This is a genomic window from Gemmatimonadaceae bacterium (assembly GCA_019752115.1).
Lineage (GTDB): Bacteria > Gemmatimonadota > Gemmatimonadetes > Gemmatimonadales > Gemmatimonadaceae > Gemmatimonas.
In genome coordinates this window covers 1-20,929 of record JAIEMN010000001.1, presented here as the reverse complement: position 1 = coordinate 20,929, position 20,929 = coordinate 1, and the positions used below count along the sequence as shown (strand labels likewise).

Annotated in this window: 16 protein-coding genes; 8 read left to right on the top strand and 8 right to left on the bottom strand. The window is 64.5% G+C overall.

The genetic code is table 11. The features are described 5' to 3' along the window. Window positions 1–32: 32 nt before the first annotated feature. From K2R93_00080 to K2R93_00070, 3 genes are all read right to left on the bottom strand, one after another. Complete coding sequence (locus tag K2R93_00080) at window positions 33–800, bottom strand: hypothetical protein (GenBank protein ID MBY0488210.1); 768 nt, start codon at window positions 798–800, stop codon at window positions 33–35. Beyond that, complete coding sequence (locus tag K2R93_00075) at window positions 728–1,771, bottom strand: type IV secretion system DNA-binding domain-containing protein (GenBank protein ID MBY0488209.1); 1,044 nt, start codon at window positions 1,769–1,771, stop codon at window positions 728–730. Before K2R93_00075 ends, K2R93_00080 begins: the two co-directional genes overlap by 73 nt. Window positions 1,772–2,314: 543 nt before the next feature. Next, entirely contained in the window at window positions 2,315–4,462 is a 2,148-nt protein-coding gene (locus tag K2R93_00070; GenBank protein ID MBY0488208.1) for a heavy metal translocating P-type ATPase, read from the bottom strand. A gap of 168 nt (window positions 4,463–4,630) precedes the next feature. Between K2R93_00070 and K2R93_00065 the strand changes: the two genes are divergently transcribed. Then, window positions 4,631–5,098 (top strand): nuclear transport factor 2 family protein, encoded by a 468-nt coding sequence (locus K2R93_00065; protein ID MBY0488207.1) that lies wholly within the window; start codon window positions 4,631–4,633, stop codon window positions 5,096–5,098. 73 nt (window positions 5,099–5,171) lie between these two features. Here K2R93_00065 and K2R93_00060 read toward each other — a convergent pair whose 3' ends face one another. The 4 genes from K2R93_00060 to K2R93_00045 form a co-directional block, all read right to left on the bottom strand. Continuing rightward, window positions 5,172–6,887: a hypothetical protein gene (locus K2R93_00060; GenBank protein MBY0488206.1), complete on the bottom strand. Its 1,716-nt coding sequence runs from the start codon at window positions 6,885–6,887 to the stop codon at window positions 5,172–5,174. A 31-nt stretch (window positions 6,888–6,918) separates the two neighbouring features. After that, window positions 6,919–7,428 (bottom strand): nuclear transport factor 2 family protein, encoded by a 510-nt coding sequence (locus K2R93_00055; protein ID MBY0488205.1) that lies wholly within the window; start codon window positions 7,426–7,428, stop codon window positions 6,919–6,921. Between the two features lie 8 nt (window positions 7,429–7,436). Beyond that, on the bottom strand, window positions 7,437–7,781 hold the full coding sequence (locus K2R93_00050) for a copper resistance protein CopC (GenBank protein ID MBY0488204.1): 345 nt from the start codon (window positions 7,779–7,781) through the stop codon (window positions 7,437–7,439). Between the two features lie 699 nt (window positions 7,782–8,480). Next, window positions 8,481–9,539 carry an IS630 family transposase gene (locus tag K2R93_00045; GenBank protein MBY0488203.1) on the bottom strand — a complete coding sequence of 353 codons (1,059 nt, stop codon included), beginning with the start codon at window positions 9,537–9,539 and terminating at the stop codon, window positions 8,481–8,483. Between the two features lie 386 nt (window positions 9,540–9,925). Between K2R93_00045 and K2R93_00040 the strand changes: the two genes are divergently transcribed. The 7 genes from K2R93_00040 (at window position 9,926) to K2R93_00010 (ending at window position 20,297) form a co-directional block, all read left to right on the top strand. After that, entirely contained in the window at window positions 9,926–10,228 is a 303-nt protein-coding gene (locus K2R93_00040; protein MBY0488202.1) for a hypothetical protein, read from the top strand. A gap of 182 nt (window positions 10,229–10,410) precedes the next feature. Beyond that, window positions 10,411–11,826: a TolC family protein gene (locus K2R93_00035; GenBank protein ID MBY0488201.1), complete on the top strand. Its 1,416-nt coding sequence runs from the start codon at window positions 10,411–10,413 to the stop codon at window positions 11,824–11,826. Between the two features lie 206 nt (window positions 11,827–12,032). Beyond that, a complete protein-coding gene (locus K2R93_00030; protein ID MBY0488200.1) occupies window positions 12,033–13,058 on the top strand; it encodes an efflux RND transporter periplasmic adaptor subunit in 1,026 nt (341 codons plus the stop codon). A 3-nt stretch (window positions 13,059–13,061) separates the two neighbouring features. Further along, window positions 13,062–16,175 carry a CusA/CzcA family heavy metal efflux RND transporter gene (locus K2R93_00025; protein ID MBY0488199.1) on the top strand — a complete coding sequence of 1,038 codons (3,114 nt, stop codon included), beginning with the start codon at window positions 13,062–13,064 and terminating at the stop codon, window positions 16,173–16,175. Window positions 16,176–16,442: 267 nt separating this feature from the next. Then, on the top strand, window positions 16,443–18,659 hold the full coding sequence (locus tag K2R93_00020) for a heavy metal translocating P-type ATPase (protein ID MBY0488198.1): 2,217 nt from the start codon (window positions 16,443–16,445) through the stop codon (window positions 18,657–18,659). A 245-nt stretch (window positions 18,660–18,904) separates the two neighbouring features. Then, a complete protein-coding gene (locus tag K2R93_00015; GenBank protein ID MBY0488197.1) occupies window positions 18,905–19,483 on the top strand; it encodes a hypothetical protein in 579 nt (192 codons plus the stop codon). 166 nt (window positions 19,484–19,649) lie between these two features. Then, window positions 19,650–20,297 carry a flagellar hook-basal body complex protein gene (locus K2R93_00010; GenBank protein MBY0488196.1) on the top strand — a complete coding sequence of 216 codons (648 nt, stop codon included), beginning with the start codon at window positions 19,650–19,652 and terminating at the stop codon, window positions 20,295–20,297. Between the two features lie 178 nt (window positions 20,298–20,475). Here K2R93_00010 and K2R93_00005 read toward each other — a convergent pair. Next, a partial coding sequence (locus K2R93_00005; GenBank protein ID MBY0488195.1) for a hypothetical protein occupies window positions 20,476–20,929 on the bottom strand: 454 nt, incomplete at its 5' end.

Below are 20,929 nucleotides of genomic sequence, written 5' to 3'. Positions count from 1 at the left end.
AACTGTGCGACTCTCGGTAGTGGGGCGCGGAATCACGGAGTGCCCGTGGGTGGTGGGCGCTTCACACGCAAGGTTGGACGCGTGGATCCTTGAGGGCTCACTGCCGTGGATGATTGGCCGGCACGTGCCGACATCGGCGACGGCGGTGGCACGACCGGGCGCACTGGCGAGGCCCCCCTGGGACGCTTGATGCGCGGCCCGTCGTTCCATGGCAGATCGTCCATGTCATCCGTCGGTCGAACTGCTAACGGGTGCAGCAGATCGAGCGCCGTCCTGAGCCACGGCCAATCTGCGTGTTCATGCAGCAGCAGGTCCGCCATGCGCTTCGCCGCCTCGAAGCGATGTCGCATGTGAGGATCATGCAACGCGAGCTGTTCGAGTTCATCGGCGGTGATTGGCCACCGGTCTGGCTGCGCGATCCAGAGTGGCGCGATCTGGCGGATCGACCGTGCGGGGCGCCCGTTCACCAAGTGAATCCACGGTGAATGACCGACGTGCCCACTCCTCTGTGTTGTAGGCGAGCGCTGCGCGACAGCCCAGTGCCAGGCGGGCTCGTCGTGCTTCCGGAAGGCCGCCAGCGTCACGCGCTCGTCGTCGGTGAGCTGATGAAGAACCCGCAGGACCTGAAGCCAGGTCGGGATCATCGAGAATGGGATAGGTCTCATGTTGAGACCCTGCACGAGGAGGGAGGCCGAGCAAAAGCCCAGCACTCCCTTTTCGAATATCCTCACGGCGAGGGCGTCGAGGGCCGAAGTTTCACGCGACCGATACCCCATCCGCCGGAAGAAGAAATCCAGCATGCCTCGCCCGGGAGGCCCTGCGCCAGTGAGCGAATATCGAGAACATGCGGCCCTGGTATAGGCGGAGGAGGGATCAGCGCCCGTAGCTCATGCAGGGTATCGGGATCCGACGTTGCCAACTGCACCCTCGTCGCCACGTTCGTGATGATGGCGCGTACGGCGTCATGCGACCCCATCGGCAGGCGATCGCGTATCGCGGAGATCGACTGTGTCGCCAAAATCGGCGCGGATCCAAACGCGCGTCCAACGGCAAGAAACCTCGCGTCGCTGACTCCGGTGCTCGTCAAGACCTCATGCGCTTCGTCGATCACGATCGCGACGAGTCGCTGCACTGCCCCCTCAGGCGTGCACGCGGCGCCTGCAAGGATGGCGTCGTACGTGGCGGCCTTCACCGCGCGGGCGATAGTCATGCCCTCGGCGCTCGTGGTGGACGGCTGATAGAGCATCACGCTGCCATTGCGAATACGGTCCACCATCGACAGCACCTGTGTCGTTCGCAGCGGCGGAAGCACATCGAGACGCAGTGCGCGCTGCACACGCTCGCTCGATAGAGCCCCCACCAAGGCGCTGCACGTTGCGACGAGCGACGAGCTGGTTTCGGACGCGAGGGTTGGAAGCTGCGAAAGTGCGGGCAGCGCCAAATCGGGCGCGTGCTGTGTGATCACTCGCTGCACCAGTGTCGCGCTCGACGGCACCTGCACCGTCGATCCTCCTTCCCGCGCCAGCATGCGGAGCAGCAGTAGATACCGGCTGATCGGCCGCCGTGGAGAGAGAAGCACACGCGTTTCTGCCTTCGCGATGCGCTCAGCCGCGCGCAGCGCTCCGGCCAGCCCGCGCCAAAAGAGACTGCGGCGTATGTGCGCATCGTTCGGTGCGCCAGCGAGTCGTGCGAGGTGTAGATCAATCGACACGCAGTCGTGCAGCAGGTTGCGCGCTCCGACACGCCAGAAGCTGTCCCGCTGCGAGTCCATTGAGACGTGAGGGCTGGGGACGGGCGGGGGGCTGTTTCGACCAGCTCGAATGTATGGCTCATGGTAGACGGTGCGCCGAGAGGGGCGCCGGAGTCCAGCGCAGCGGCAGGAGCGCGCTTGGGCCGATGTTGCGAACCCCTGAGCTATATCACTGGCGGCTTTTATCGGGTTTCTCTCCGCAACAGCAACGATCGCTCTCGCGTACTGCACAAGCCCATGTCGTTCAATGCGTTCGGCACGTCGTTCGCTGAGCTAAGGAACGCGGGTTTCGGTACGATCGACCGCAAATCCACCGATTTTGATGTATGACCGCGAACGCGAGGGCGACCATACATCGATTTGTCTACGATCGGCGATGTCGCTTGTCGGGATTTGCGGCGCTGAGGTTGAAAAGAGCGAGTGATAGGAGCGCGCGAAATGCACATTCTGTAACGAACGAGGCGATCGGCGATGGTCATTCCCGCCCCGGATCCCTCGCCGATTCACGCGGTGAGGGATCCACGACCTTTCCTTGAGGTCAACTCGTCGGAGGCATCCGGGTGGTCACAGCACTGTCCGACGCAACGACTGGGCGTTCAGCGCCACAATGATCGTGCTCACCGACATCAGGACCGCGCCGAATGCCGGGGACAGCGTGATGCCCCATGGGGCCAGCACCCCGGCGGCCAGCGGGATGGCGACCACGTTGTATCCGGCCGCCCACCACAGGTTTTGCACCATCTTGCGATAGGTCACCCGAGAGAGCGTCAGAATGCGAGAGACGTCTCGCGGATCACTCCGCACCAGCACGACGTCACCGGCTTCAACCGCCACGTCGGTACCGGCGCCGACCGCGATTCCGACGTCGGCCATGGCGAGCGCCGGTGCATCGTTCACGCCATCGCCCACCATCGCGACGCGATGCCCTCCCTGCTGCAACCGCTGGATCTCGGCCGCCTTGCCGTCGGGCATCACCCCGGTCAACACCCGGTCGATGCCGAGAGACTTCGCGACCACCTCGGCAACCGCACGCGTGTCGCCGGTCATCATCACCACCTGTATGCCAGCCGCGCGCAATGCCCGTACGGCCTCGGCAGACTCTGGACGCACAGCGTCCGCGACCGTGAACGACGCCAGCAAGCGATGAGTCGCGTGGGAACTCTCAGGGACCTCCTCGACGAGATGTATGGTCCCCTGCCCTGTGCGCGCCCCGGCCTCGATGAATGCCGCTGCGTCAGCCGACGGTGAGACCGACAGCCGTTCCAGAAGGGTCGGACCTCCGACGTACAATACGCGCCCGTCCACCATCGCTTTCACGCCAATTCCCGGCATCGCCTCGAAATCATGCACTCGGAGCGGACCCAGCTGACGGTCATTCGCGCTCTTAACGATGGCCTTGGCCACCGGGTGCTCGGCGTCATGCTCGACCGCCGCAGCCAGCTGCAGCGCTGCATCGACCGTGGTTCCGTCCGCGGTGAATTGATCCACGACACGATGGTCGCCGAGCGTGAGCGTTCCGGTCTTGTCGAACACCACGGTGTCGAGCAACCGTGCGTTCTCCAGTCCGCGACGATCACGTACAAGGAGCCCGCTCTGAGCTCCGAGCGTGGTGGAGATCGCGAGGACGAGCGGAACCGCGAGCCCGAGCGCGTGCGGGCACGCGATCACCAGCACCGTGACCAACCGCTCCACGGCCTTCGCGCCACTCGCACCCGCCGCGATCCACGCGATGAACGTGAGCGCTCCCGCTCCGAGCGCCACCCATGTCAAATACTGCGCCGCGCGGTCGGCCAGCATCTGGGCGCGTGATTTCGATTGCTGAGCGTCCGCGACGAGCCGCATGATGCCCGAAAGAGCGGTGCGCTCACCGACGGCCGTCACGTCCACGCGTAGCGCGCCCGCGCCGTTGACGGTTCCGGCAATCACACGGTCTCCGACCGCCTTGCTTACGGGAACCGATTCGCCGGTGATCATCGACTCATCGAGCGTGCTCGTGCCGCTTCGCACGACGCCGTCAGCGGGGACGTGCGCCCCGGGGCGTACGAGCACGATATCGCCGACGGCCAGCGCGCTTATCGGCACGACTTCCACGTGCTCCTGGTCCCCCATCACATGCACGCGGCTGGCCTGATCCGGCAGCAGTTTCGCCAAGGCTCCGAGCGCCCCCTGAGCCTGGTCGATGGATCGCATTTCCATCCAGTGACCGAGCAGCATGATGGTCACGAGCGTGGCGAGTTCCTCCCACAGCGGCATGCCCGGGTAGCCGAGCGTGACCGCCGTGCTGAACACAAACGCCACGACGATGGCGAGTGAGATCAACGACATCATGCCGGGCATTCGATCCCTCAGCTCGCCGACAGCCCCCCGCAAGAACGGAGGGCCACCGTACGCAAACACGGCGGTGCCGAACACCGCCGGAATCCAGCGCGAGCCGGCGAACGACGGCGCATGATAGCCGAGCGCGTCCTGCAGCATGTGCCCCCAGACGAGCGTCGGCACGCTGAGGAGCAGCGAAAGCCAGAACTTGTCGCGGAACATCGCCACCGAGTGGCCCGCGTGCTTGTCGTGCGTACCGTGATCGCGGTGAGCCGGCTCTCCCGCGCGGAGAGTGGCTTCGCTTGTGTGCCCCGCGGCATCCACGTGATGCGCAGACGGATCATCGGTCTGTGTCCGCGTTGGGTCGTGGGCACCATGGCTATGAGACGCGTTCATGCATTCCTCCGGCGCTGTCGGCGCGGCTGTCGCAATCGATGATACTGCGGGCTCGGCGGAGCCCCCGCCTTCAAGCCGTCCCATTCCCGCTGGTGGCGCTCTCCGGGACTCCGTAGTTTACGCTGCATAAACTCCGATGCCGAATCCTCCCCCAACCTCCGCGCCGCCATGACCCGACTCGTTCGCCTCGCCACCCTCACTGCCGCGCTGACGTTGTGCGGTGTTGCCGCTCCGCTCTCGGCGCAATCCAACCGCAGTGATTCCACCGCGGCCGTCGCCGCCGTTGAGCAGTTTCACGCCGCCTTGGCCGCCGGCGACTCAGTTCGCGCAACCGCCCTGCTCGCCACTGATGTCATGGTGCTCGAGAGCGGCGCCATTCAGACTCGCGCCGAGTATCTCGGACATCACCTCGGTGCCGACATGGCGGCCAGCAAGGATTCCAAGGCCGTGCGCAGCCTGGTGCAGGTTCGCCTCATTGGCGGCACCGCCTACGTGGTATCCAAGTCGGTCACGCCGCCAAGTGGCGCCGAAGGATCGAATGGCTCGGAGATGGCCGAGTTGATGGTGCTCTCCAAGGACGCCTCGGGGTGGAGCATCCGCGCGGTGCACTGGTCGTCGCGCCGTCGGCGGGCGTAGAGAGAGGCGCAGCCCCGCGAAGCGGCCGCCAGGCGTCTTCGATCTCATGCACCACGCGCGGCGTCGCGCGTGGTCAGTGGTGGCCCGCTTCGACGGGAGCGGCAGCCCCTGGCCGAACGGCGGCATCGCGTACCGCTGTCGCCGCGAGCTTCCACAGCAGCCAGGAGGCGAGCAGTACCGGAAGGACTAGCGCCAGACGCTGGGCGACACGGTCCGCGATGCGTTGACGCGCGAGTGCGCGCACGGCGCCCGCCTCTCCGAGGGACGGCCGCGTCGAACTGCCGTCCTCGCGCGATTCTCGCACAGCGGTTTCCCCTGAGCGCTGCCATCGCCGCCGCTGCATGACCCAGCCGGTGACAAGGACCGCCCACAGCACGCCTTGCGTGACGGCGAAGACCAGATGATCGACGAGGCTGTTGCCAGACAGGGCGAGCGTGTGCGCTGCCAGCAAGGGGTCGAAGAATCGCCAGAACCGCGGGCGCCGTTGAACGACGTCACCCGTGGCCTGCGAGACGTAGATATCCGACGTCCACGGGTCCGCGAATCGAAAACGGTACGCCTCCACCGGGCGATTCAGATCCGTCACGAGCTGTGGCCCGGATCCCACCAAGAAGAAGGATGGGCGTCCCACCACTTGCCCTTGCGCAATCGCGCCGGCCTGATCGGGCCGCAGTGTAGGCAGCGGCGTCGCGGTACGCGCGTCGTAGACGATCGGGGGACGGTCCCGGCGCCAGGTGACCATCCACACGTCTCGATCCCCGAGGCGGCGCCATTCGATGGCCTGCGCCCGTACGTCGCCAGTGGCCGAAGTGTTGGCGATGCGCGTGAGCACAGTGGCCGGGTCCGCCAATGGGGCGTCCGTTGGGACTCCGCCGTGCCAGTCAGCCGCGATGCTGGCGGTGCCGCGGAATGCGTGCTCGAGCGGCCCGAGGCACAGCCAGAGGTACATGCCAACGGCCAGCTGAATCACGAGCACTCCACCGATCGTGCCACCCGCCAGCCGATGCCACCAACGCGCATCCGTCCAACTTCCGGCCTCGACGGGAGTGACGCTGGTCGCGCGAAGCGCGTACCGCGATCGTCGCCGCCACAGCAACCACAACCCGAGTACGGTCGTCCCCACCAACGCCATCCCAAGGCCGTACAGCAGCGACGTCCACAGCGCGAGCCGCTCGGTGTACTGCACCACATGAAAGCGCCGATACCACCACTCGAAGGTCGCGGCGCGTTCGTCGAAGCGACGAAGCGTACGCCCCTCGTCGCGCGACAGCACGAGCGTCGCGCGCTGCTGTCCCTCGAGCCGGGCCCGCACGGCCGAAACTGGCCCGCCGAGATAGAAGCGATTGGCCTCGGGCGCCGACGTCAGTTCCACGACACGGCTGCCAACCAACGCCTCGTTGGCCACGGCGGTCAGCAGCGAATCCGGTAACGGGTCCAGACGCTTCCCCGTGCGCGCGTCGAATGTGCGCGCGAGCGCATTCGGCCCCGTCTTCACGACGTACCACATGTAGGGGCCGCGTGACTCGAGTCGAAGGGAGAAAACCTTCGCCTCGTCAGGAGCGGCGAGCTTGAGAATGGCCGCCGGCGTCCACGGCGCGCGCTCGAGCGGTAGCGGAATCGAATTGGTGGGCCGGAGCGTGAACACACCGGCAAGACCATTCGACGCCCCGGCGGTAGCAAGCGTCATCGCGGTGGCCGAGACCATCCAGGCGAGCAGTGGAATGGTGAAGAGCATGCCGCCCCACCGATGCCAACGCGCGAGATGGGACGTGCGCAGGGCACGTCCCATCGATGATATCTCCGCCTCCGATGCGCGCGACCTACGCACCGGGCATTGGCGGATCCGACGCGCGACGAGCACGGGACGCGGTGTGCGAGTGGCGGACGACCCATCGGCCCGTTGTCCCGCTCCCCTTGCGCTCCAGGATCACCGTCCCGCGACCGAAATTATCGACGGCGCGATCACCCATCTTGGCCTGCAACGCATAGCTGACGGTGGCCCACGCGGTGGCACCGTCCACGTGCACATCGATCTCGATGGGACGATACCGAAACTCCTTCATCTCTTTGAGCTCGGGTCCGAGATGATGATCCCGATAGTCCGCCCACCCGCGGTTCACGCCGGCGCCCTCGAAAATGGTGAGCGCCTCACCCGCGTACAGCGTGTCCAACGCCGCCATGTCGCCTCGCTCCTGCGCGGAGAACACGGCCGTGATCACCGCGCGGACCGCGCGGTCGGCATCGGCGGTTGGGCGCTGTGCGGCGAGGGAGCCACCGCTCAAGACGAAACTGGCGAGCAAGACCGGCAACACCCGCCCCGAAATTCGCATGGCCGGCATCACTGGATCATGAAGGTGAACGACCCGCTCATCGGGTGGCCGTCCTCGCCGGCCACTGTGAACTTGACCGTATACGCCCCCTTGGCCAACGGCTTGACGACGCGCGCCACGAGTGTCTCACCGCCGTCCGCGGTCAGCTCGCCGAGGGCATGGGTGTCGGTAGTGCCCTGCCACAACGACACGCGCGACATCTTGAGCTCGATCGCTTCACTGAACGTCAGGCGCAGCTCTTTGGGGGCCGCGACACTCGCCCCCGCTGCGGGCAACGAACTCTTGAGCTTCGCGTGCGGCAGGATACGCAGCGTCACCGACATCGGCGTATACGGGACCGTCGGCAGTGGCACCGGTGAAAGCAGGAGCGAAAACGCGAGTCCAAGAGAAGCGAAGGCAAGCATGTATCGGGCCCGGAAAGTGTTTGAACAGAGTCTTGCGATGATGACGAGAAAGATACCCGACGCTTTACCTGCCGTAAAGGGAGCTGCCGGACGGGTTGTTCAAGCTCCAAGACGGCTCAATCCCGGCTGACAACCCTTTGCCGAGTGTGCACGAAATGTGTTGCAGACCGCGATGAAGCAGGGGAGCGGTCCAGCGCGATGCGCTGTGGAGCGGTGAGCCTTCTCGGTCGCAGGTGCCTCAGCCCGGTGTGCTGCCAGCGCTGCGGTTTCGTAGGGCCGCAGCGTCACGCAACCGAGGCGACGCAGGAGATGTCCCACCGTTGACAGGGTCAGCCTCCGCGATCCGCGATCTTCGGACCGCACAACCGCTGCTGGCGTCAACAGCACGCGCTGCCCGAGCGCCCGCCTCGTCGGGCCCGGCGACCGATGCGGCCCGGCGCGGTGACATCTCATGAGGATCATGGCGACCCGCGACTTTTTGTCACCAGCGGAGCGTTGGTCGCGGAGCGACTCAACTCACTGAGTCTCCGGAAAACCAGAATCGATTCCGGCCGACATGAGTTTCGCGATTGCCATCGCGAGAACTGAAGAATTCATTCGTCAGATGGGCATCGCGGCCGCTCTTTCAGCGTAGCGACACCGACCTGACTAGTGGGTCGTAGTTGATTTACGTGTAGCGGGCATGCGACGGGTGGGGTCGCGATACCGCCACACAAACGGCTGACACGTTTCGTTGTGGAGCTTGATGTAGCGGAGCAGCTTGCGCGTCAGATCGGTGGTCGAGGTGAAAATGCCGCGCGCGATGCAGTCGCGTTCGATGCGCGCGAACCAACTTTCCACCTGATTGAGCCAACTGCTATAGGTCGGGGTGTAGTGCATCGTCACGCGCGGGTGCGCGGCGAGCCAGTCTTTCACCGCTTGGGTCTTATGCGCCGACAGGTTATCGACGACGAAGTGGACCGCCTTGCCGCGGGGCGCCGAGCGGGTCACCGTCTCGAGGAAGTCCACAAACTCGGCGCTCGTGTGGCGCGCGGCGACCTTGCCCTGCACGTGGCCGGTGCCGACGTCGAGCGCGGCGTACAACGAGCGCGTCCCATGGCGCACGTACTCGAAGCCGTGGGCTTCAGCCCGGCCGGGCCGCAGCGGCAACACGGGATCGGTGCGATCCAGCGCCTGAATCGCCGTCTTCTCATCGACGCAGAACACCACCGCATTGACCGGCGGGTCGATGTAGAGCCCGATGATGTCGGCGGCCTTTGTCTCGAAGTCGGGATCTGGACTGCCCTTGTACCGCTCGAGGCGATGCGGCTTCAGGCCATGCCGCTTCCACACGGTCGTGACCGTCGTGTGCGCCACACCGAGCTTCGCCGCCAAGCGCCGGCTCGACCAGTGCGTCAGCGGGGTGGGCGGCTGGGTCTGCAGCGTGAGGCGGACGATCTTCGCCTCCAGCGCGGCCGTGATGCCATGGCCCCATCCCGCTCGCGGGGCATCCGCGAGGGCCAAGACGCCGCCGTCCACGAAGCGGCGCTTCCAGATCGCGATGAAGCGATCCGTGCACGCGAACCGGGCGCCAATCGTGGCGTAGCTGTCGCCATCGGCCAGCGCGAGCACGACGCGCACCCGCTTGGCGATCGCTTGGCTCAGCGTCGTCTGCCGCAGCATCTGCTCGAGAGTGCGGCGATCCTCAGGGGCGAGCACGAGATCCATCGTAGGGGTAAACATACCGCCCGATACTGCAACTCTCGTGCCATCCACATTTCACCTACGACCCACTAGTCTCTATAGTCCCTACACGAAAATATTTCGTTGACCTTCGGTTAGGTCGCTATCAAAAGCGAAAAGACCTCGGATTGCCATTCGGCTCGCGCGTCACTATCGTTCCAAGTGCGGCGGCGAATCACTGAAGATGGTGACCAAACCGATCTGCAGGGCGTCCTCCGTATATCATGCTCTCTTCGCTACGCCGTACTATTCACCGCGTCTCACTGCGTCGCGCTATCGCGGCGCTTTTGGCGTTGGCGGTGATGCTCGGGGTCACGGAGCCAGTTTTCGGCGAGGCGCATGAACGCGAGGCATCGCGGAGTTCCGTCGCGGTGCGCACCTCCGCTTCGCCGGCAATTGCAGTGACCGCTTGCAGCGATGGTGTCCTTACGGCGCTGGTGCACATAGACGCCCGTTCCGACGTACCGCTGCACGCCGACGATTTCGGCGAAGATCCGCACAGCGCGCACGTGTGTCACTGCATGCATGTGCATGGCGGTGTGCCCGTGCGTGTCGGCGGGCTCAATGACTCCTCGAACGACTGGGCCACCGTGCCCACGACTGTGGATGATCTCCCGACGAGTGTCGAGCGAGCGCCGGGGCTGCGGCCGCCGGCCAGGGCGCTGATCGCCTGATCCACTGACGAAAGCGCGACCGAGGAACGCCCTCGGTCGACGCCGCTTTCGACAGCGTCGTGTTGGTCCCGCGTACATGCGGTCGACCGCGCAAGAGCCATCACCCGATAGCCGTTCATCGCACGTTCTTCGTGCCGGCCGCTTCTCGGTCGGGCGCGTGCGTGCGTTCTCTGGAGATTTTTATGGGGACATCCGTTCCCGGCACTCGCGTGCCGGTGAGCTTCCTGCGATCCACGCGAGCAAACGCGCCCTCGCACGCCGCCGGGTCGTTGTACCACGCGCTCGTCGTCTCGGCGCTCTTCTCGCTCCTGTCGTGGCCGGTCGGCGCAGCCGCTGCGCAGTCGGCTTTGCGGGCCAGCGCCGATTCGGTCGACCTCACACTTAGCGAAGTCCAGCGTCTCGCGCTCCAACGCAATCCGAGCTTCCTCGCACTACGGGAAAACTCGGCGATCGCGCGGGGCGCACTGCAGCAGTCGAAGTTGCTCCCGTTCAATCCAAGCGTGCAGATGCAGCTCAACGGATTGATCAGCGGCAATTCTGACGAGCCTGGAACGATCACGCTCGCGCAGGAGCTCGAGATCGCTGGTCAACGTGGTCAACGTGTCGCAGCGGCCAAGCGCGGAGTCACGCGCGTGGATGCGACCGTGCTCAACGCTGCGCGATTGACCGTGGCCGATGCCAGCGTGGCGTTTCTTCGCGCCGTCTCCGCACAGCGGCGTGAGACGCTGGCGCGCGATCTGCTCGTGCTGAACGAGCGGCTTGGAGTCGCCGTGCGCACTCAGCTGCGGGAAGGCGAGATCAGTGAGCTCGACGCGAATCTCGCGGAGATTGAAGTCGGGCGCGCTCGCGCTCGCGTACTCGCGGCGCGGCGCGAAGCCGCTGTCGCAAGTGTGGCGCTCGCGACACAGCTCGGACTGCCAGCGACGATGACCTTTCGTCTGATCGACGCTGAGGCCGAAGGCGTTAGCGCGCCACAGCTCTCCGCCGACTCGTTGCTCGTCGTGGCGGCATCGACGCGCGCTGATCTCCAGGCACAACGGGCTGCGGTGCAGGAGGCCGCGGCGCTGACGTCGCTCGCGCGCCGCGAGTGGATCCCGAATCTGCAGCTTGGGGTGTTCGCCGAGCGTCGGCTAGAAGCGGTCACCGGCGGACCTGCTTATCCGCGGTTCGGTCCATCGCTAGGTGTGTCGCTCCCGATGTTCAATCGCAACCAAGGCGTGATTGCACAGCGTCGCGCGCTCGAAACGCAGTCGCTTCGCGAGCTCGACGCGATGCGATTTGCACTGCGCGCCGATGTGAGCGCCGCGCTGCAATCGTATCAGGCGGCCTCCGCCGAGCTCGCGATCTACACCGAGACCGTGCTAGGTCCGGCGCGCCGCAATAGTGGCTTGCTCGACACGGCCTTTCAAGCCGGTAAGATCGCCCTCCCGACACTGCTGCTTCTACGCAATCAGCTACTGGATGCGGAACTGGGTTACTGGGACGCGTGGTTGGCGCAACACGCCGCCCGCGTGCAGCTGGACGCCGCGACGGGCGCGCTACAACCCCGAACCCTTCCCGCATCGACCACTTCTGACACGACCAGGACTCGTCCATGACCTCGCATCGCCTTCTCTCGCGCGTCCACACGAACGCGTCCGCTCGGATCGGAGCGTCAGCGACGCGTCGACGCATCGTCTTTGTGCTCGCACTTGCCACCGTCAGCGTCGCGGGTTGCGGTAAGTCGTCGGATTCTGAAGAGAAGCCGTCTGCGGCCACCGCAAGCACCGCAGACAACAGTGCGGCGGCGCCGCATGCGGAGCGCGTGCAACTCGATTCGGCAGCGGCCGCCATCGCGGGTATCCGTGTCGAAAATGCGGATAGCACGCTTACCAATGGATTGCCGCTAACCGGCGCGATCACGTACGACCAGAATCGCGTAACCCATATCGGTGCCCGTACACTGGGTCGCGTGATTGCGTTGCCGGTAGACCTCGGTGCGCGGGTCAGTCGAGGCCAAGTACTCGCGGAGCTGGAGAGTCCAGAGGTCGGCCAGATTCGAGCCGATGAGAAGCAGGCTACCGCGCTTCTTCGCATTGCGCGCGAGAACTACGACCGCGAGCAGCGACTCGCCACGCAGGGCATTTCGAGCCGAAAGGAGTTGCTTGACGCGGAGGCCGAAGTCCGGCGCAACGAAGCGGCGCTCCGCAGTGCGGAAGATCGGCTGGCAGTCCTCGGCGCTGGACACGGTACCGGCGGCCACTTCGACGTCGTCGCGCCGTTCGGTGGCGTCGTCGTAGCGCGCCGTGCGAGCCTGGGCCAGACCACGACGCCAAACGATTCGCTCTTCACCATTGCTGACTTGAGCCGCGTGTGGATCGAGCTCGACGTGTTCGAACGCGATCTCTCGCGAGTGCGCGCCGGACAGCGCGCGACCGTGACCGTGGGCTCGTATCCGAATCGTGTCTTCAACGGTCGCGTCATCTACCTCGCTGATATCGTCGATCCGCAGCGCCGCACTGCACGCGCGCGTATCGAACTGCCGAACGACGATCGGGCGCTCAAGCCGGGAATGTTCGCGAGCGGAACGCTGCAAGTGGGTGGCAACGGAACGGCGCTCGCCGTGGTGCCGCAGTCAGCGATTCAGAAGCTGAAGGAAGGCACCGCGGTGTTCATACCCGGAGCCAAGGCTGGCGAGTTTCGCGCCGTTCGCGTGGAGGTCGGTGACACCATCGACGGCGGACGCGTAGTCATCCTCAAAGGGCTCGCACCTGGCGCACGTGTGGTGACAACTGGAGCCTTCGCGCTTCGCTCAGAGCTCGTGAAAGACGAAATCGGCGAGGAGGGCTGAGCCATGCGCGGACTAATTGGCTTTGTCCTCAAACAGCGACTACTAATCATGTCGCTTACCGCGTTGTTGGCGGGCGCAGGAGTATGGTCCGCGCTTCGACTGCCGATCGACGCGGTGCCCGATGTCACAAACGTGCAGGTACAGATCAATACGAACGCCGCAGCGCTTTCGCCGGTCGAAGTCGAGCGCCAGGTCACCCTACCCGTCGAGCTGGCGATGTTCGGCTTGCCGGAGCTGGAGGAGATTCGTTCGATCTCCAAGTTCGGCCTCTCACAAGTGACGGTCGTGTTCAACGAGGGCACGGACCTCTATTTTGCGCGCCAGCAGGTTCAGGAACGACTGCTACAGGCGCGCGAGCAGATTCCGAGTGCATACGGATCACCGGAGATGGGACCGGTGTCCACTGGCCTCGGCGAAGTGTTTCAGTACGCCGTGGTGGCGAACATCGCCGCGGCCGACAGCTTTCGCCAGGACTCTACCGCGCTGCGCACGTTGCAGGACTGGGTGATCGCGCCACAGCTGCGCACGGTGCCTGGCGTGGCGGAAGTCAACACGCTCGGCGGCTTCGAGAAGCAGTATCAAGTCCTCGTGCGGCCCGAGGCGCTGGTACAATACGGCGTCACGTTGCAGCAGGTGCTCGATGCCGTCTCGCGCAACAATCAGAACGCGGGTGGCGGCTATCTCACGCGTGGCGCCGAACAGCTGATCATTCGAGGCGTCGGACAGGTGCAGAGCCTGGATCAGATCCGTGGAGTCGTCGTCACCAGTCGCGATGGCACACCGGTGCGAGTCGGTGACGTTGCCGACGTCGTGATCGGCTCGACGATTCGACAGGGCGCGGTTACGAAGGACGGTCGGGGCGAAGTCGTGACCGGCATCGTCATGATGCGTATCGGGTCGAACGCGCGAACGGTGGTCGGTGCCGTGAAGGAGAAAGTGGCGGCGGCCGCGCGCACGCTCCCAAACGGTGTGTCGATGACCACGTTCTACGATCGTACGGACCTCGTGCAACGCACGATCGGCACGGTCGAGAAGAATCTGGTCGAAGGCTCGGTGCTGGTAATCGTCGTATTGTTCCTGCTACTCGGAAACCTGCGAGCGGCGTTCATCGTGGCGCTCGCCATTCCGCTCTCGATGCTCTTCGCGGTCAGCGCGATGGTCAAAGCGGGCATCGCTGGCAGTTTGATGTCGCTTGGCGCCGTCGATTTTGGGCTCGTCGTCGATGGATCGGTCGTGATGGTTGAGAATTCCATGCGACGGCTGGGACATCGGAACGAGAACGAGGGCTTCTTGCACACGGTGCTTGACGCGTGCGCCGAAGTCGCACGTCCCATCCTATTTGGCGTCGGCATCATCATCGTCGTCTATCTGCCGATCCTGACGTTGCAGGGCGTCGAAGGCAAGATGTTCAAGCCGATGGCATTGACGGTGGTCTTCGCGCTCGTCGGATCGCTGATCCTCACGTTTCTGCTCACGCCAGTACTGATTTCCTTCTTTCTCAAGGGCAACGTTGAAGAGAAGGATGTCTGGTTGGTCAAGCGTGCGAAGCGGGTGTACGCGCCAGCACTCGAGTGGACGATCTCACACGGCCGTCCCGTGATGCTGGCGTCGGCCGTCATGGTGGTCGCCGCGCTCGGGGCGGTGCCGTTTCTCGGCTCTGAGTTCATTCCGCGACTCGACGAAGGCTCCTTCGCGCTTCAAGTGCTGCGCTTGCCGAGCGTTTCACTCGAGGAGAGTACGCGTCAGACCTCTCAACTTGAGAAAGTGTTACGCGACGAATTTCCAGACGAGATCGTCGACGTCGTCTCAAAGACAGGGCGTGCCGAGATCGCGACCGATCCGATGGGCGTGAACGTCAGTGACATCCTCGTGATGCTCACGCCCGAAGACAAGTGGATCAAAGCGTCGAACAAGGCAGATCTGGAAGCCAGGATGTCGACGGCCTTGGCGAAGATTCCAGGCCTCGTGTTCAGCTTTAGCCAACCTATCGAACTCCGCGTGAACGAGCTGATCGCTGGAGTGCGTAGCGATCTGGCGATCAAGATCTACGGGGACGATCTCGCGACGCTGAGCAGGCTCGGCGACGAAGTGGTGTCGGCGGTCAGCAAGCTTCCTGGCGCGACTGGCTTCAAGGCTCAACAGCTCGAAGGCTTGCCGCAATTGCAGATCAGCGTGATTCCTGAGCAACTGGCGCGATACGGTGTGAACGCCGCGGATGTCATGCAGGTCGTGGAGGCGCTTGGCGGCTCCAACATCTCACAAGTGCTCGAAGGGCAACGTCGCTTCGCACTCACGGCGCGATTCCCGGCTGCCGTTCGGCAGAGTGCGTCCAGTGTCAGCGCTATTCTGGTCAGCACTCCCGGCGGCGAACGGGTGCCGCTCGGCCAGCTCGCCAGCGTCCAGGAAGTTGCCGGCCCTGCTGAAATCAGCCACGAGAACGGTTCGCGCCTTCTGATTGTGGAGGGCAATGTGCGCGGTCGCGACATCGGCAGTTTTGTCACCGATGTGCGTGCGCTGTTCGAGCAGGGCAGGGTGAAACTTCCGAGCGGCTATCGCCCGGAGTTCGGCGGACAGTTTGAGAATCTCGAACGCGCCACCCGTCGACTGATGCTCGTAGTGCCGGTCTCGTTGCTGCTGATCTTCCTGCTGCTCTTCGCGACGTTCAACTCGTTGCGACAAGCGGCCCTTGTCTTCACTGGCATTCCACTGGCGACGGTGGGAGGCGTGGTCGCGCTGCTGTTGCGCGGCATGCCGTTCTCAATCTCCGCTGGTGTCGGATTTATCGCGCTCTTCGGTGTCGCCGTGCTGAACGGCGTGGTGATGGTGAGCTACATCAATGAGCTCCGTCAGTCCGGCCGGTCGCTGGACGACGCCGTTCGAGAGGGCGGGATGACACGACTTCGTCCGGTACTCATGACGGCGCTCGTTGCGTCGCTCGGATTCATCCCGATGGCGTTGTCATCCGGGTCAGGCGCAGAAGTGCAGCGGCCGCTCGCGACCGTGGTCATTGGCGGGTTGGTAACCGCCACGCTTCTCACGCTGCTCGTGCTACCGCTCCTGTATCAGATGTTCGAGCGACGCTCTGACCTGACGACACCCTCACCGCTCGCGAGCTAACCCATGGAAGCGACGACTCGACTGGACTTGCCGCTCCTGCTCCCGGACCTACCGGACGAGCGCGACGCGTGTGTGGCACGCCTTATCTCATTGCTCGAGGCGCGTCCGGACGTCACACGCGTCCATGTGCTGCGAGTGGGGGATCCACACGGAGACTCGGATGGCGCGCCGAACAGCGCATCGGCGAACGGTTCCTCATCACCGGCCAGCGCGCAGCTTTGTCTGCACTATGATCCCGAGCGCTTGTCACTCTCGCAACTCACGGCCATCGCGAAGAGCGCTGGCGCGGACGTGTGGCAGCGCTATGGTCACGCGGTCATTGAGCTTCGGAAAGTGACAAGCGAGGATGGTGGAGGGCGGATCGAGGAACGCGTGCGCGTCGTGCCGGGTGTGACCTCCGTCTCCGTCAGTGTAGCGGCTCAACTCGTGCGAGTGGAATTCGATCGGGAGGCAACGACGCGCGAAGCCATCGAGTCCGCGTTGGTCAGCACGCCGCAATCGAGGTCTCCAGATGTCTCGCTTGAGGATCCGACCGGTACGTCGTGGTACGCGCGCAATCGTGAGCTCTCATGGAGCCTCACCGCGGGTGTGTTGCTGTCGCTCGGCTGGGTCATGCAGGCGCGCTCGGCGCGGACCGCGGTGGCGTTGTTCGCTGTGTCATGCCTCTTCGGCGCACGTGACAACGTCGGGCACTTTCTCAGGGACGTACGAAAGGGGCGCTTCAAGTTCGACATCGACCTGCTGATGATCGTCGCGGCCGCCGGCGCCGCGGGTCTCGGTCAGTGGCTCGAAGCGGCGTTGCTGCTTTTCCTCTTCAGTCTCGGCCACGCGCTCGAGCACTACGCGCTCGGGCGCGCCCGCAACGCCATCAAGGCGTTGGCCGAGCTGGCCCCGACCACTGCGACGGTGATCCGTGGTGAAGGAGAAGACCGCCAAGAATCCGTGGTGAAAGTCGAGGAGGTTCGGCGAGGGGACCGTGTGCTCGTGCGTCCGGCAGAACGCTTGTCTGTCGACGGTACAGTCGTGGGCGGTCGATCCGCGGTGAATCAAGCGCCGATCACCGGAGAGAGCGTGCCCGTCGAGAAGGCGGTGAGCGATCAAGTGTACGCCGGCACCGTCAATGGTGAGGGCGCACTCCTGATTCAGGTCACCAACGCGGTCGGCGACCGCACGCTTGACCGGGTAATCACGTTGGTCGCCGAAGCGCAGACACAAAAGGCCCCAACGCAACAGTTCACCGAACGCTTCGAGAGAGTGTTCGTTCCGCTCGTGCTTCTTGCGACGGTGTTGGTCATGGTGGTGCCGCCGCTCATCGGCGTGTGGGATTGGCGCCTCGCGATCTATCGCGCGATGACGCTGCTGGTCGCGGCATCTCCGTGCGCGCTCGCGCTTGGCACGCCGGCGGCGATTCTCTCCGGCATCGCACAAGCGGCGCGCAACGGCGTGTTGATCAAGGGCGGCGCGCACCTCGAGGCACTCGGCGCGGTTGACATAGTCGCGTTCGATAAGACGGGGACGATTACGCTGGGAACACCGCGCGCAACCGATGTGCTACCGAATGACGGAATCACGCCGCAGGAGTTGCTGTCGTCAGCGGCGGCCGTGGAGCGGCAGTCGCAACATCCACTGGCGAAGGCGGTCATCGATTCCGCTGAGTCGCTGGACGCTCCCGTGCTTCAGGCCAGCGACGTAGTGTCGGTGACAGGACTCGGCATTCGTGCGCGAGTGGGCGATGATCGCGTGGAGGTCGGGCGCCTCAAGATGTTTCAAGTTGCAGACGGCGGTGGCAGTACGGTGCCCGGACAGATCGTACAAGACGCGGAGCGGCTGGAGAGCGATGGACGCACCGTGATCGTTGTTCGGCGAACGTCGTCCACTGGTAAGGTCACGTTTCTCGGCGTGATCGGCGTCGCGGACCAACCACGTTCCGGTGTACGCGCAACACTCGAGGCGCTGCGCAGCGTTGGCGTGAAGCAGTTGGTCATGTTAACCGGCGACAATGCCGGAGTCGGCCGCGCCATTGCAGCGCGGGTCGGCATTGACGACGTGCGCGCGGGGCTACTGCCCGAGGACAAGGTCACGGCAATCAAAGAGCTGGCGGCCAAGGGCACGGTGGCGATGGTGGGAGACGGCGTGAACGACGCCCCCGCGCTTGCCCACGCGACGGTTGGCATCGCCATGGGCGGTGCCGGCACAGCCGCCGCGCTCGAAACGGCCGATGTCGCGCTCATGAGCGACGACTTGGGTCGTCTCCCCTTCGCCATTGGCTTGAGTCGCCAAACCAAGCGTGTGATCCGGCAGAATCTGGCGCTATCTCTCGGTGTGATCGCGGTGCTGATCGTCACCTCAATCACTGGAGTTGTCGGCATCGCGCTCGCCGTATCCGTGCACGAGGGAAGTACCCTCGTCGTCATCGCGAACGCACTACGATTGCTGGCCTATCGTGGGTCGCCGCCTGCGCGAGCAGTGGCTGGGGCGACATGAGCGCGCGGTCGCCAGAGTCGCTGCCGCAGATTCTCGAGTCATCGAGTGTCCGGATCGATCCGATTGTGTTGTGGAACGTGCCAGACATTTGGCACGCACGCATCGCCAACCGAATGGCGACGCAAACACGAATCGACCGATACAGCGGGGTGTTTCCGCTGAGTGAGTGCCTACAGCACCGCCCGATGGCGGTGTATGTGGCGGCATTGAGCGAACCGGTTTCCGACGCTGTTCAACTGAATCGCGTGTGTGAAGCCGTGCGCCTCGCGCCCAGTCATGTCATTGCCGCTGCGGTCGCCTTCGACGCGGCACTCGCGACGTCCGCGATCGTGCGGCTCGCCAAAGCCGGATTTGCGGACGTGTTCACTGTTACCGACGGGGACTCTTTCGACGCGCTGGTGCGATGGATTCAGGCCAATCGACCGCGCACGCTCTATACGCAGGTGTGGGCGGCCATCGCGCCGTACGTAGAGCCGCACGCCGTCGCCCTCGTCAAGACGAGCTTGCGATTGGCGTACGCGTCGTATACGGTGGGTGAACTGGCGAATGCGTGCAACTGTTCCGAGCGAAGTCTGCGTCGATTGACCTACGAGGCGGGGCTCGGTAGCCCGATCCGCTTGATCGCGCTCAGTCGCCTGATCTTCGCCGGCTTTCTGCTGGACTGCGAACGAGCACGGATCGAGTGGGTTTCGCACTTTCTCGAGTTTGAATCGCCGGCCGCGCTTCGCGCCAAGGCCAAAAAGTGGCTTCGCCTCAACTCGTCGGACATCGCTGACGCAGGATGGATCAAGTCCATGGGACCGGCGCTCATGATGCAGTTGTGAGGAAAGAACCGTTCGGCGCGGCCGATTTCATCACCGGTTGTCCGAATCGCTACTCGCACCACAATGACCCCGATGCGCATCATTTGTACATGCCAGTCCTGCCCGACCGACAATGCCCGATCCCGTAGTCGCCGATGGGGCGGCGAGTGCGGCGGCGGCGCTCCGCATGCTGGAGCGCCGCCAGGCGGTGTTAGCCAACAACCTCGCCAACATCTCGACGCGAGGGTTCAAGGCCGAAACTCCGTTTGCGCGAATGTTGGATGGTGCACTGTCCGCCGCTGATGCGTCGCTCGATCCGTCACAAGGACCACTGTCGCCGACGCGAAATCCGCTTGACCTCGCCGTCCGCGGCGATGGATTCTTTGTGGTGCAAACGCCTTCTGGCGAGCGCATGGTCCGCGACGGCACGTTCGCGCTGGATGCGAATCGACGCCTGGTTGACTTGCAGGGCAATCCTGTGCTAGCCGAGGGCGGCGCGCTGACGCTGCCCGTTGGCCGCATCGACGTCGATGTCACTGGTCTCGTGTCTGTCGACGGTATCGCACTGAAGCGATTACGTCTCGAACGAGTCGCACAGGTAGGCGCACTGCAGCATGAGGGCGGCACGCGATTCGTGCCGGACGCGACCCGAGCGAGCGTCCCGATCGAACAGCGCGACATTCGACAAGGCTTCGTCGAGGAATCAAATGTGAACGCAATGACTGCCATGACTGAGATGCTTGACGTGCTACAACGCTATCGCTCCGCGCAGACCGCGATGGCGACGCTCGAGTCGGTGGACGACATCGCGAATGCGCTGGCGAAGCCCGTCTGATCGTTCACGTGGCAACGATGCCTGAGGTACTCGCACACCCTCGTGACCTCGACGTCGGCGACGCGCTCGTCTTGGATGCCTAATGCTCACGTAGTGGAGGTCTCGAGAATCGCAGCATGTGATCTTCGGCGAAGTGGGCCGTCTCAAACGCTATGAGCAACGTCTCCGGCAACGACGGCTAGTGACCGCGGTGTGGACAATCACGGCCGCCGTCCGGCAGGAGAGCCCCCCGCACGCCCCACCGACAGAACAGGTGCGCAAGTGATCGGACCCCTTCATGAGCGCAGTGCGCCCCCGCCTGATGCAATGCCCCATGCGACGGAAGGGCATGGACGTCCACCACCCCGGACGCGGTGCTGATCACGAGCATGACGACGGCGCCGGCAAGTGCGCGGCCTGACGAGCGTGGACGGGGGGAGACATCCGCACCGATCAGGCGTCGCACGCGTCGATCCAGCATGTCCTTGCGGAGAAACCCCGGCACCGCAGAAGCGAACGTCGCCGACGCAGATGGGATCCGCCAGGCGCCGAGCTTGACCAACGCATTGGCCAACACGAAGGGATCGTTGAAGCCACCGGCCGCGTCGTCGGCGGCGATCTCCGCCTCATCGGCGATGTCCTCAGCGATCTGT

Coding starts and splice junctions, on each gene's coding strand:
- K2R93_00080 (MBY0488210.1), bottom strand. CDS start 800: ATGCTGGATTTCTTCTTCCGGCGGATGGGGTATCGGTCGCGTGAAACT.
- K2R93_00075 (MBY0488209.1), bottom strand. CDS start 1,771: ATGGACTCGCAGCGGGACAGCTTCTGGCGTGTCGGAGCGCGCAACCTG.
- K2R93_00070 (MBY0488208.1), bottom strand. CDS start 4,462: ATGAACGCGTCTCATAGCCATGGTGCCCACGACCCAACGCGGACACAG.
- K2R93_00065 (MBY0488207.1), top strand. CDS start 4,631: ATGACCCGACTCGTTCGCCTCGCCACCCTCACTGCCGCGCTGACGTTG.
- K2R93_00060 (MBY0488206.1), bottom strand. CDS start 6,887: ATGGGACGTGCCCTGCGCACGTCCCATCTCGCGCGTTGGCATCGGTGG.
- K2R93_00055 (MBY0488205.1), bottom strand. CDS start 7,428: ATGCGAATTTCGGGGCGGGTGTTGCCGGTCTTGCTCGCCAGTTTCGTC.
- K2R93_00045 (MBY0488203.1), bottom strand. CDS start 9,539: ATGGATCTCGTGCTCGCCCCTGAGGATCGCCGCACTCTCGAGCAGATG.
- K2R93_00035 (MBY0488201.1), top strand. CDS start 10,411: ATGGGGACATCCGTTCCCGGCACTCGCGTGCCGGTGAGCTTCCTGCGA.
- K2R93_00025 (MBY0488199.1), top strand. CDS start 13,062: ATGCGCGGACTAATTGGCTTTGTCCTCAAACAGCGACTACTAATCATG.
- K2R93_00010 (MBY0488196.1), top strand. CDS start 19,650: ATGCTGGAGCGCCGCCAGGCGGTGTTAGCCAACAACCTCGCCAACATC.